The organism is Sulfidibacter corallicola, assembly GCF_017498545.1.
Lineage (GTDB): Bacteria > Acidobacteriota > Holophagae > Acanthopleuribacterales > Acanthopleuribacteraceae > Sulfidibacter > Sulfidibacter corallicola.
The window spans coordinates 8,052,393-8,066,186 of sequence record NZ_CP071793.1; the positions used below are offsets into that span (position 1 = coordinate 8,052,393).

Annotated in this window: 1 protein-coding gene; it reads right to left on the reverse strand. The window is 69.1% G+C overall.

Features of this window, described 5'->3' with window-relative positions; all coding sequences use genetic code 11:
- Position 1 precedes the first annotated feature (1 nt).
- Complete coding sequence (locus tag J3U87_RS24700; protein WP_237378455.1) at positions 2 to 13,792, reverse strand: non-ribosomal peptide synthetase; 13,791 nt, start codon at positions 13,790 to 13,792, stop codon at positions 2 to 4.
- Between the last annotated feature and the right edge of the window lie 2 nt (positions 13,793 to 13,794).

Genomic DNA, 13,794 nt, shown 5'->3' on the forward strand with positions numbered 1-13,794 from the left:
ATCAGGTGGAAACCGGTTGAGGGACCTCCACCGGACGGGACGGTTGGGCCATGCCCACGACGATCTTACGGGGACCGGCAAACGGGTCTCGTCCGTGGGCGGTCAGCATGTTGTCGAGCATCAGCACTTCGCCCTTCCGCCAGGGAAAAGATTTCTTTTCAGAGAGATACGCGGATCGGACGGCGGCCAGGACTTCGTCTTCGAGGGGCGAGCCGTCGCCGTAAAACACGTGGCGCGGCAGCTCGTCCTCGCGCATCTCGGCGAGCAGGGCCGTGCGCACCGCTGCCGGCAGGGCCGACACGTGGAACAGGTGGGCTTGGTTGAACCAGACCGCTTCGCCGGTGCGCGGGTGCTGCGCGACCGCTTCGCAGATCTGGCGCGTGTGCAGGCGGTGGTCGTCCAGCCAGCGGTGTTCGATGCCGTTGCGGGCGCACCAGGCATCGACCTCGGCGCGGTCGTCGGTCTGGAAGGCGTCGCGCCAGGGCACGGCCAGCTCGCTGAAATTGCGCACGTACATCAGCTTTTTCGAGGCCACCCGCTCGCGCACCTCGGCCGGGATGCGGCGATAGACGGCGCGGCTGTCGACCAGCGGCGTGGCGCCGCCCTCGGCCGGTGCGATCATGCAGTGGAAGAAAATCTTCATCGGCCAGAGGTTGGTGTAGGCGTTCTCGTTGTGGAGCGGGATCTCCTGGTCGGGCGGGTAGTCGGTCGAGGTGTAGATGCGGCCGTGCAGGCGGCTGCGCGGCGTGGTGCCGAAGGGGTAGTCCATCGGATCCGAACCCGATGCGGCGCGGATGAAGCGCTCCAGGCCCACTTCGCCGTCGAGGTCGAAACCGCGGAACAGGATGGCGCCGTGGCGGGCCAGGTGTTCCTCGAGTTCGGTGCGGCGATCCTCCAGCCAGGAGGTCAGGTGGAAGTCCGGCATGCTGGGCGTAACCAGCAACGGCGACCATCCCTCGGTTGCCAACGGCCGCATCTCCACCAGGCTTCCCCGTTGAACCTGAATCGCCTGGCGGCGTCGGCCGCGCGGACCGGAAAGCGGTGAAGCCGTGCGGGGTTTGGGTTCGTTGGTCGCCTGCTTTGCCGGATTCGCCTGGGGAGGCGACGTTGCCGGGATCGCGGTGCGTGCCGCGGGTTCGCGACGGGTGCCGGGTCGGCGCGTGCGGCGCAGGCTGCGCAGCGAATCCGCCTTGCGGTTCTCCTCGCGCGCCAGACGGCGACGGCTGCGGGCCGCCAACACAGCGAAGAGATCGTCGATCGAGGCTTCCGGGTGCGCGGCCAGGTGGACGACCAACGTCTCGAAACCTTCCAGCATCGACTGAATGGTGGCCGCGTCGAACAAGGCCGTCCGGTAGACCAGGGCCACGTCCAGGCCGGTTTCGCCCGAACTGGTGTGCATCGCCAGATCGAAGCGCGAACGGGTCGTCTCCTGTTTGATCGGCGTCATGGCCAGCCCGTCCAGATCTGTCTCCGGCTCGGCCATGTCGTGGGTGTTGAACTGGACCTGGGTCAAGGGAGTCACGCCCCATTGGCGCCGCACGCCCAGCAGTTCGACCAGCATCTCGAACGGCAATCCGTGGTTCTGGGCTTCCAGGACCGTGGTGCGTTCCCGCTGGAGCAGGTCGCCGAAGCGCTCGTCACCGCGCAGCTCCGTGCGCAGGACCTGCTGGTTGACAAAAAACCCGATCAGGCCTTCCAGTTCCTGGGTGACGCGGCCCGCGTCGGGGGCCCCGATGGCGAAATCCGTCGTGTCCGAGCGGTGGGCCAGCAGCACGCGGAACAGCGCCAGCAGCGTCATGAACTGCGTGGTGCCGTGGTTCCGGCCGAACTCCAGCAGGGCCTGCGCCGGTTCCGCACCGATGGTCAGCGATCGTTCGGCGCCGGCCGCGTCCGGCCGTTCGCCGCGTGGCCGATCGGTGGGCAGCGCGGGTTTTTCGGGCAGGCCGGTCAACTTGTCGAGCCAGTAGGCGCGACGCTGGTTCAGTTCGCCGCCGGTCAGCAGGCGCCGCTGCCAGGCCGCGTAGTCGGCGTATTGGATGGGCGAGGGCGCCGGGACCTCCGTCTCGCCGCGAACGAACGCGCGGTACAGTCGCGCCAGTTCCGAAGAGAAGACGCCCACCGACCAGCCGTCGAAAGCGATGTGGTGGAAGGTGATCAGGAAGACGTGAGCTTCGGCCCCGATTCGCAGCAGGCGCACGCGGAACAGCGGGCCCCGAGCCAGGTCGAAGGGTTCGTTCTTCTCGCGCTCGGCCGCCTCGCGAATCGCCGTCTCGCGCTGGGCTTCGTCCGTGGCTTCGAGCGACGTGACGGGCAAGGTCAGGGGCTGGGCGGCCGCGATCACCTGGACAGGCTCACCGGCGACCTCCGCCACATGGGTTCGCAGAATTTCGTGGCGCGCGACCATGGCCGAGAGCGCGCGCTCCAGAGCTGCCGCATCGCAAACGCCGTCGAGTCGCAGGGTGAAGCCGATGTTGTAGGCCGCGTCGGCACCGTCGAGTCGGTCCACGAACCACAGGCGGCGTTGCCCGAAGGAAAGCGGCAGCGGCTGGGTGCGATCGACGGGGACCAGCGCGGGTCCCTCGCCGGCGGGGTCATTCTCGCGGATGCGCCGGATCAGCTCGCGCGGGGTCGGGTGGTCGAACAGGGCGCGAATCGGCAGGGCGATGTGGAAGCGGTTGCGTACCCGAGCGACGAGCTGTGCCGCGGCAAGCGAGTGGCCGCCCAGCTCGAAGAAGTGGTCGTCCAGCCCGGCGTTTTCGGTTCCCAGCACCTCGGCCCACAGCGCGCATAAGAGCTGCTCGTCGTCGTTTTGCGGCGTCGCGTCCCGAGTGGCCGTCGCCGCCGGTTTGGGCAGCGCGCGGCGATCCAGCTTGCCGCTGGCGGTCAGCGGGATGCGGGCGATCTCGACGATTTGCGCCGGCACCATGTAGCCGGGCAACGACTCACCCAGGTGGCTACGCAGCGTTTCTTCGTCGAAGGCCGCGCTCGGATCGGGCTGCACGTAGGCCACCAGGAAGGCGCGACCGGCGGCATCGCGGAAGGGGGTCACGGCGGCGGCCGTCACCGAGGCGTGGCGGCACAGGGCCGATTCCACATCGCCGGGTTCGACGCGGTAGCCGCGGATCTTGACCTGACGATCGACGCGGTCGAGGAAGTGCAATTCGCCCGATTCGTCGAAACGCACGCGGTCGCCGGTTCGGTACAGTCGCCCGCCTGGCTCGATCGCGAACGGGTCGGGCACGAAGCGCGCGGCAGTGCGGGCCGGGTCGTTCCAGTAGCCGCGGGCCAGGGGCACGCCGCCCAGGAACAACTCGCCGGGCACCCCGGCGGGCATCGGGCTCGAGGCCGCGTCGAGGACGTAGACCCGGGCGTTGTCGATGGGGCGGCCGATGGGCGGTTCGGTGGGCCAAACCGCGGGGTCGGCGACCAGCTCGTGGTGGGTCACCACGTGGGTTTCGCTGGGCCCGTAGTGGTTCGCCAAGGCGACGTGGGGCATGTGGGTGGCGAGGGTTTCACGGACCTCGACCGGCAGGCGCAACTGCTCGCCGGCGGTGATCACCTGGCGCAGCGCCGGCAGCGTCGTCTCGGTCTCGCGCAGGGCGGTGGCCAGGTAGTGGAGCGCCACCACGGGCAGGTAGCAGCGGGCGACGGCGTGGCGGGCCAACAGGACGGCCAGGCGGCGGCTGTCGCGACGGGCACCCTCGTCCACCAGGACCAGGCTGCCGCCGGTGGCCCAGGTGGTGAACATCTCCTGGAAGGACACATCGAAGCTGAGCGAGGCGAACTGGGTGGTGGTGCGGGGTGCGGGATCGCGGCGGTACTGCCAGGCGATCAGGTTGCTCAGCGCCTCGTGGCCCATGGTCACACCCTTGGGCGTGCCGGTCGAGCCGGAGGTGTAGATGATGTAGGCCGCGTCGGCGGGATCCGGATCGCGTCGGGTGGCGGCCCGATCGGTCGGCATCTTCGATTGCGGGGTGCCCGAGCCATCCAGCTCGAGTACCTGGGCCGGGGAAGTGGCGCACGAAGCGGCGTGGGCGGGCTGGGTCAGGACGACCGCCGGTTCCGCGTCGGCCAGCACCACACCGATCCGGTCGCTCGGGAACATCGGATCCAGCGGTACGTAGGCGGCGCCGCTTCGCAGAACCGCCAGCACCGCGACCGCCATGGCGGGTCCCCGATCCAAGAGGATCGCGACCCGCTCGCCGGGCCCGGCGCCCAGCGCGGTCACGTGATCGGCGAGAGCGGCGGCGCGTTCGGCCAAATCACCGTAGGTCATCGTCTCGTCACCCTGGACCAGCGCCGCCGCGTCGGGTGATTTGCGGGCTTGGGTTTCGAACCAATGGTGGACCAGGCTCGGACCCTGGGGGGCGACGGTCGCGCCGACGCCCGCTTCGAGGACCTGGCGGCGTTCCGCCTCGTCGAGCAGGGGCAGCAGGTCCAGGCGCGGTTCCGACTCGAAGTGATCCAACAGGTGGATCAAGCGGGTGCCCATCCGGGCGATGAACGCCGGATCGAAGTCCGTGAGGCGGTAGTCGAAGCGCAGGTCGAGCCGTTCGCCTGGCTGAACCACCAGTGTCAGCGGGTAGTGGGTGCGGTCGTGGCTGTCGCTTTCGCGCAGCCGCAGCCCGCCTGGCAGTTCCGTGGCCCGGTCGGGGTAGTTCTCGAAGACCAACAGGGTCTCGAACAGCGGCGTGCCGGCTGGCACCTCGGCGCACGATTGGATGTCCGAAAGCGGCGTCGCTTCGAACTGGCGATCCTCCACGTTGCGGCGCTGGACCTCCTTCAGCCAGGTGCCCGGTGCGGCCGCGGCGGGGATGGGCAGGCGCAGCGGCAGGGTGTTGATGAAGACGCCCAACATCGTTTCCATGCCGTCCAGGTCCGCCGGGCGGCCGGCCACGGTGACGCCGAACAGGACTTCGGCCTCGCCGGTGTAGCGCCCGAGCAACAGCGCCCAAGCCGCCTGGAACAGCGTGTTGAGCGTGACGCCGTGGCGCCGGGCTCGCTCGTTCAGGGCCTGGGTTTGGGCTTCGCTCAGGTGGAGGTGGAGATCGCCGAAACCGGTGCCGGCGGCGACGTCGGTGCGTTTGGGCAGCAGGGTGGGGGCTTCGAAACCCGCCAGCCGGGCCCGCCAGTGGCGCATCGCCTCTTCGCGATCGCGGCCCGCCAGCCAAGCGATGAAGTCCCGGTAGGGGTGCGGCTTGGGAGCGTGCCAGGGCGTGCCGCTCAGTGCCGCGCGGTACCGCTGCAGCACTTCCTCGATCAGGAGACCGGAACACCAGCCGTCCAGCAGCAGATGGTGGCGGCTCCACACCAGCACGTGGGATTGGGGGCCCGTGCGGAACAGGGCCAACCGCATCAGCGGTGCCTGGGCGAGCACGAAGCCCTGCTCGCGGTCTCGGGCCAGGTAGCGCCGGCAGGCCGCTTCCTGCTGGTCACGGGTCAGGTGGGACCAGTCTTCGCGGTGGATGGGCATCTCGGCGTCGCGGTAGACGAGCTGGAGCGGTTCGCCTGCGGTGTCCCAGGCGAAGCCGGTGCGCAAGATGGCGTGGCGGGCGACCGCGGCCTGCCACGCCGCCGCGAAGGCCTTCCCGTCGAAGGGGCCCTCCAGCTCGCAGCGGAACTGGTTGTGGTAGGCGTCGTTGTCGGCGTCGGCCAGGGCGTGGTACAGCATGCCGCGCTGCATCGGCGCCACCGGATAGGCGTCTTCCACCGCGCGCCAACGGCTCGGAGCCAGTAGGCGGTCCAAGGCCGCCTGATCCAGATCGAGCAGCTCGAAATCGGCGGGGGTCGCGCCGCCTTGGGCGGGATCGGCGGTGTGTTCGATCAGGGCGGCCAGCTCGGCGCGGTAGGCGTCGGCCAGCGCCTGCACGGTCTCGGCGCGATGGTGGGCCGTGCTGTAGGTCCAGTCGCACCGCCATTGGCCGTCGGCGATCTCGGCGGTGAGGGTCAGCAGGTGGCGGCGTCGGTTGTTCGGATCCTGGTGGGCACCGTCGAAATCGCGAACCGGTGTGGCCAGCGCGAACGAGGCGGCGCCCGCTTCGGTTTGGCCCAGGTAGTTGAAGCTGATCCGGGGGGCGAGGAAGCGGTCGGGTGTGCCGTCCAGGTACTTGATGGCTCCGAATCCGGCGGAGGGCGGCAGTTCGCGCATCTGTTGCTTGACGGCCTTGATCAATGCGTCGATGCCGGCCTCACCGGGTGTCAGGGCGACCGGGTAGCGGCTGGTGAACCAACCCACGGTGCGGCTGGGGTCCAGGTCGTCGAACAGGCCGTCGCGGCCGTGGCCCTCCAGCTCCAAATGGATCGTGGGGCTTTGGATCCAGCGGGACAGGACCCGAGCGAGCGGCGCCAGCAACAACTCGTCGATGTGGGTCCGGTAGGCGGCGTTGCTGGTGCGCAGCAGCGTCTCGGTGGGTTTGCGATCGAGGGTGATCCGCAGGGTTTCGGACTGGCCGTGCAGGACGGGGCCGCCCTCGAAGTCCAGTGGCAGGGCCTGGGGCTCGCGGCCGGTTTGGCGTTGCCAGGTCTCGGCCCAGGCGCGGGCTCGATCGGCAGTGACCAAGGCTTGGAGCCGGTCGACCCAGGCGCGTTGCGAGGTGCCCGGATCGGCGGCGGGAAGTGCGGCGCCGTCGGCGTGGTGGCGGTAGAGGGCGGAGAGGTCCTGGAGCAGGATGCGCCAGGAAACGCCGTCCACGATCAGGTGGTGGAAGATCAGCAGCAGGTAGTCGGGCCGGTCGGCCGCGGTCTCGATCGAGACCATGCGCCACAGCGGGCCCTGTTCCAGGTTCAGGCTGGCCTGCATGCGGCGGTCCAGATCCACCAGCTCGTGGCGAAGGACGTCCGCGTCGTGGGCGGCCGTCAAGTCGATGTGTGCGAAGATTTCGGCCTGGTCCCGCGCCAGGATTTTTTGGCGCGGTCGGCTCTGGCTATCTCGGTCGAAACGCGCCCGCAGCGCCTCGTGTCTGGCGGCCAACTCGGCGGGGATCTTGGCGAGGATGGCCGGGTCGAGCGATTGGCGGGTCTCCAACAGCAGCGATTGGTTCCAGTGGTGGGGATTGGCGGGATCGGTCTCGAAGAACCAGTGCTGGATCGGCGTGAGCGGCACGTCCCCACTGGCCGCTGCGGCATCGGGGGTGGGTTTCTTGTCCGTATCGGCGGGGGCCTGCTTCACCTTGGCGATCCGGGCCAGGTCGGCGACGGTCTGGTTCTCGAACAACTGCTTGGGAGTGAAGAGAATGCCTTGCTGGCGCGCCTTGGCGGTCGCCTGCAGGTTGAGGATCGAGTCGCCGCCCATCTCGAAGAAGCCCTCGTGGGCGCCGATCCGCTCGCGGCCCAGCAGGGCACACCAGATCTCGGCCAAGGCTTGCTCGACCGGGCCGTCCGGGTCGCGATCTCGCGAGGCGGGAGTGGCCTGCTCCGGTTCGGGCAGTTGGGCTCGGTCCACCTTGCCGTTGAGGGTCAGCGGCAACGCTTCCAACTCGATCAGGTAGGAGGGGACCAGGTAGTCCGGCAGTTCTGCCGCCATGCGGGCTTGCAGGGCGTTTTGGTCGAACGGCGTCTCCGCGGGAACCAGGTAGGCGGCCAAGCGAACGCCCTGGGGCAGCGCCCAGGCGCGCACGGCCGCGTCGCGGATCTCCGGCTGGCTGCGCAGCCAGGCCTCCAATTCGCCGGGCTCGACGCGGTATCCGCGAATCTTGACCTGGTGGTCGACGCGGCCGAGGAATACCAGCGCACCTTCGGCGTTACGTTGGACGCGGTCGCCCGTGCGGTACATGCGCGCCCCTGGCGAACCCGAGAAGGGATCCGGCACGAAGCGCTCGGCGGTGAGTGCCGGTGCGCCGCGGTACCCGTGGGCCAGGCAGGCGCCGCCGATGAAGAGCTCTCCCGGCACGTTCGAGGGCACGGGGTTCAGGTGGCGGTCCAGGACCCAGGCCGCGCAGTTGGCCAGGGGGCGTCCGATGGGGACCGCGTCGCCCGAAACGGCGCTCGTCGCGGTGGCGTCGAAGGTGAGCATGCCCACGGTGGCCTCCGAGGGGCCGTAGTGGTTGACGATGCGGCACTGGGGCGCCAGGTCACGCAAGCGCGCGGCCAGGGCGGCGCTCAGCGCCTCGCCGCCGAGCACCAGGATGTGGCGCGGCAGCAGGCGGGCCGGCTCGCGCGCGGCCAGCAGGCCTTCCAGGTGCGAGGGCACGATCTTGAGCACGTCGGTGGGTTGGCGTTCCAGTGCGTCGGCAAGGGCTTCGGCGTCGAACGCCAGTTCCGGCGCAAGCAGGCGCAGCGGGCGTCCCGTGCATAGCGCGCCGAACAGGGCCGTGTGGCCCAGGTCGGCGGCCACGGTGGCCAGCGTCGTGAGTTCCGCCTGCTCGGGCAGGTTCAACCGGGCTTCCAGGGCCTGGGCGTAGTTGGCGATGGCGCGGTGGCTGACGGCCACGCCCTTGGGCCGACCGGTCGAACCGGACGTGTAGATGATGTAGGCCGGATCCTCGGGGTCGACGTCGGCCCAGGCTTCGTCCAGCGGTTCGGCCGGGCGCGCGTCGAGGGCGACGGTGAACCACGACGTTTCGGTATCGAGCCAGTCGGGTTTGGCGCCCGCCCCGATCACCCAGCGAACGGCCGCGTTTTCCGCCGTGAAGGCCAGGCGCTGGTGGGGCAGGCGCGGGTCCAGCGGAACCACCACCGCGCCGGTGCGCAGGACGGCGAGCAGGGCGACGGCCATCTCGGCCGTGCGCGGCAGGCACAGCCCGACCGCAACGCCGCGCCGGATGCCGGCCCCGCGCAGGCGGTGTGCCAAGGCTGCCGTCAGCCGGTCGGTCTCGGCATAGGTCCAGCGCCGGTCGCCGTGAATCAGGGCGGGCTGCTCGCCGCGGCGCGCGACCTGGGTCGCGAACAACGTGTTGACGGTTTGTTCGGGGAAGCACCGTCGCGGTTCGCCGGTTGAGGCGGCCGTCAGCGCGGCACGGTCGGCGCCGGCCACCAGGCCGATGCGGTTCACGTGTTGCTGCGGTTGGGCGCCCATGTTGGCCAGAACCGCGGCCAATTGGTGCAGCAGAGCCGCCGGTTGGTCCTCGGCGAACCGCTGTCTTTGATAGAACGCCTCGATCGTCATGCTCGCGCCGGGCTCGACGATGAGGCTGAGCGGGAACTGGTTGTGACCCTGGTGGGTTTCGCGGATGTCCAGCGCCAAATCGCGGCTCATGCCCTGCACCCGGTCGTTGGTGGGCAGGTTCTTGAACGAGATGATGCTTTCGAACAGGGCCTGTTCGCGGCGCACGCCGCTCCAGTCCAGCACATCCGCGAGGCGGCTGTAGGCGAAGCGGTCGAGGTCGAGGTTGTGGGCCTGGATGGCGCGTAGCCATTCGTCGAGCTGGCTCGCAGCGGGCGTGACCAGGCGAATCGGCAGGGTGTTGATGAACACGCCCTGCATGTCGTCGATGCCGGCGACGTCGGCCGAGCGGCCCGCCATGGTGACGCCGAAGACAGCCTCGTCGCCGCCGTTGATGCGGGTCAGCAGCAGGGCCCAGCCGGCCTGCACGACCGTGTTGAGTGTGACCTTGGCGGTGCGGGCCAATTCTCGAAGGGCCTCGGTTTGGTCGCGGGTGAAACGGTAGGTCGCCACATCCACGCCGGCCTCGCCCGAGGGCGCGGTGCTGCCGGGCAACGGCGTCGGCTGTTGGAACCCATTCAATTCCGCTTGCCAATAGGCCTTCGCGGCGTCGCGGTCTCGTTGATTCAACCAAGCGATGTAGTCGCGGTAGGGCGGCGAGGGCGGAAGATCGGCTTTCTCGCCGGCCAGCCGGGCCTGGTAGGTGGCCAGCAGCTCCTCCAACAGCTTCGGCAGGCTCCAGCCGTCGAGGATCGCGTGGTGGTGGCTCCACACGAGCTGGGAGGAACCGTCGGGGAGATGGACCGCGGTCAGGCGCAGCAGCGGTGCCGCGTCCAGGGCGAAGCCGCGTTCGCGATCCGCCGCCATCAGGGATTCCAGGCGGGTTGTGGCTTCTTCGGCCGGGAGCTCGCGTAGGTCGTGGCTTTCGAAAGGTGTCGCGACGGTGCGGTGCACCACCTGGTGCGGCACGGTGAGGTCTTCCCAGGCGAAGGAGGTGCGCAGGATGGCGTGGCGTGCCACCGCGGCGGCCAGCGCTTCGCGCAGCGCGGCGTCGTCCAGGCCTCGCGGGAAGCGGCAGGCGACCTGGTTGAAGTAGGCCTTGTGGGCCTCGTCGTAGAGGCTCTCGAACAACATGCCCTGCTGAATGGGGGCGGCGGGATAGACGTCTTCCAAATCGTGGACGCGTCGCAGCTCGGCCAGTTGGGCCTCGCCGAGATCCGCCAGCTCGAAAGGCTTGGCCGACGATGCCGGTGAGGTGGATTCCACGTCGCGTTCGGTACCGACCAACGCCTGGGCCAGTTCGGCCACGGTGGGATGGCGGAAGATCAGCCCGGGTGTCAGGTTCAGGCCCTGCTGGCGGGCCATCGCGACCCACTGGAGCGCCACGATCGAATCGCCGCCGGCCGCATAGAAATGGGCGTGGCGGTCGAGCTCGGGCTGGCTCAACAGCTCGCGCAGCCCACCCAGCAAGTGTTGCTCGGTTTCGCGGTGCGGCCCACCGATCACGGTCGCCATGCCGGCCACCGTCGGGTTCGCGAACACCTGGCGCGGGGTCAGGCTGTACCCGAGCTGCTTGAGCTGCGCCATCGCCTGGAGGCAGAGAATCGAGTCGGCACCGGCGGCGTAGACGTTGTCGTGAATGCCGATGCGCGGTTGGGAAAGCAGGTCGCGCCAGCACTGGGCCAGGAGGCGCTCCACGGCGTCGCGCGGCTCGGTGAAGCTGGGTTCGTCGGGGCTTTGGGTTTCTTCCGGTTGCGGCAGCGCGCGCCGGTCCAACTTGCCGTTGGCGGTCACGGGCAACTCGGCCAGCGTCACGAACGCGGCGGGGACCATGTAGTTCGGCAGGTCGGCTTCCAGGGCGCGGCGCAGTCGATCGTGCAGATCGGACGTGGCTTGCTCGGTGACGACGTAGGCCACCAGGCGCAACGACCCGGTTCCCGGCGTTTCGGACGCGACGACGGCCGCCTGGCGGATACCGGCCCGAGCGCTGATGCGGCGCGCGACCTCGGCCGGTTCGACGCGGTAGCCGCGAATCTTGACCTGATCGTCCACCCGGCCCAGGAACTCGATGGTGCCGTCGGCGAGCAGGCGGCCGCGGTCGCCGGTGCGGTAGAGGCGGCTGCCGGCCTTGCGCGCGAAGGGATTCGGCACGAACTTTTCGGCGCTCAGCGCGGCCCGACGGTGGTACCCGTCGGCGAGGCCGTCGCTCTCGATGTAGAGTTCGCCGGGGAAGCCGATCGGCTGGGGATGGCCGTGAGGGTCCAACACGTAGACATGGCTGTTGGCCAGCGGGTGGCCCAAGGTGATCAGCGGGTGTTCGGCATCGACCCCGCCCAGGTCGTGGGTCAAGACGCCGATGGTGGCTTCGGTGGGGCCGTAGTGATTCAAGACGCGACATGTGGGTGCCAGCGCCCGGACTTCCTCGATGAGTGCCACGTCGCTGGCCTCGCCGCCGAGGATCAGAGTCTTCCGGGGCAGCACGCGCGCGGGACGGTCCACGCTCAGCAGGCCTTGAAGGTGCGACGGTGTGATTTTGAGGTAATCGACGGGCGTGCGTTCCAGGGCCTCGGCCAACGCGACGGCGTCCAATGCCAGCTCGTGCGACAGGATGTGCAAAGCGTAGCCGCCGCAAAGCGCGCCGAAGAGCGCCGTGTAGCCCAGGTCGGCGGCCGGCGTGGCGAGGCTGGCGAAGGTCGCGTCCGGCTCGGGTTCGAGCCGATCGAGCAGGCCGACCGCGTAGTTGTGCACCGAGCGATGGCTTTGGCGCACGCCTTTGGGCCGGCCGGTGGTGCCGGAGGTGTACATCACGTAGGCCGTGGCGCTGCCGTCGACGGCGACCGGCAATGGTCGAGCCCGATCGTCGGCATTGGTGGAGATGTGCGCCATGTCCAGCCAGGATGTGCCTTCGGGGAGCGGGAACGCGGCGGAACCGAGGCCGAGCACCAGCCGGGCGCCGCTGTCTTCGACCATGTAGCGGGCGCGTTCTTCCGGAAACTGGGGATCGAGCGGGACGAAGGCGGCGCCGGCCTCGAGAATCGCCAGCATGGCCACGACCCAGCGCGGTTCCCTGGGCAGGTGGATGGCGGCGGTGTCACCGGGAATAAGCCCATGATTACGAATGACTTGGGCCAGGAGTCGGGCGGCGCGGTGTAGCTCGCGGTAGGACATGCCGCCATCGGCATGGATCAGCGCGGTGCGGTCCCCCTGCGTTTGCGCGAACCGGGCGACCAGCCCGTGAATCGTCTCGCTCCGATCGTAGCCACGTCCTACGGAACCGGAGGCCAGGTGGCCGCGCAGCTCCGCGCCGGAAAGCGCGGGCACCGAACTCGTGCGCCGGTCGAGTCCTTCGACCAACTGACCCATCAAGATGTGGAGCCGGTCGAGCAAAGCGCGGGCGCGGCCGTTGTCGAGAAAGCTTCGATCGTAGGCGGCGATCAGGCGAACGCGCGGTCCGGGCACGATGACCAGTGTCAGCGGGTAGTGATTGCGGCCGTGCGTGATCACCGCGCCTTCTTCCTCGCCGAACCCCTCGTAACGGGGCGCGATGGTCAGGCCCGAGTTCTCCTGGAGGGCCGCGTCGATGGGGTAGTTTTCGAAGACCACCAGGTGGTCGAACAGGGTGCCGGTGCTCTCGGCATCGCGGTCGGACCACCACTTCTGGATGTCCACCAGGGGCGTGTGGCTGTAGTGCTGCAGCGCCAGGTGGCGCTCCTGGATGCGGCGCAACAGATCGTGTACCAGGGGATCGCCGGAAAAATCGATGCGCGCCGGCAGGGTGTTGATGAACATGCCGACCATCGCGTCGCTGCCCGCCAGTTCGGGGGGACGACCGGCGACCGTGGCGCCGAACAGCACGTCGTCGCGTCCGGTGTAGCGGTTCAACAGCAAGCCCCAGGCGGCCAGCACCAGCGTGTTGAGCGTGAAGCCGCGGGACCGGGCGACCCGTTCGATACGGGCGGACTCGGTTCCGGAAAGATCGCGCACGCATTCGCGGTAGGGCAGCTCGTCGGTGGTGGTCGGTTGCGGCTTGGCGGGAATGCCGGGTGAGGTGAGCGCGTCGAAACCCTGGAGGTATTCACGCCAGAACGTTTCTTTTTCCAGGTCGTTGCGGCCTTTCAGCCAAGCGATGTAGGACTCGAAGGGACGAACGGCGGGGAGTTGTGGCGCTCGGCCGGTCTGGGCCGCGTGCACCTGCTCCAGTACCTCGCCCAGCACGATCGAGAGGCTCCAGCCGTCGAGGATCAAGTGGTGGGCGCTCAGCACGAACCACAGCGCGTCCGGGCCGGTGCGGGCGGTGAAAAGGCGGATCAACGGCGGTCGATTCAAGTGGAAACCGGCCGCGCGGTCCTGCTCCAGCAGCGCGTTCAGTTCCGCTTCCTGGGCTTCGGGAGCCAGGTGCGACCAGTCCAGGTGCTCGATGGCGAGGGTGGCGCGCTTGGCCACGATTTGGAGCGGCTGCTTGACCTGCTCCCAGAAGAAGGCGGATCGCAGGATCGGGTGGCGATCCAGGGTGGTCTGCCAGGCGCGGGCGAAGTGGTCCAGGTCCAGCGCGCCGGTGAGATGGAAGCAGTGCTGGGCGTGGTAGGGGTCGTGGCCGCGCGCCTCGATCGCGTGGTAGAGCAGACCGAGTTGGAGCGGCGAAAGATTGTAGATCGACTGGATATTGTCTTTGCTGAGTGGGCTTCGCGTCATGG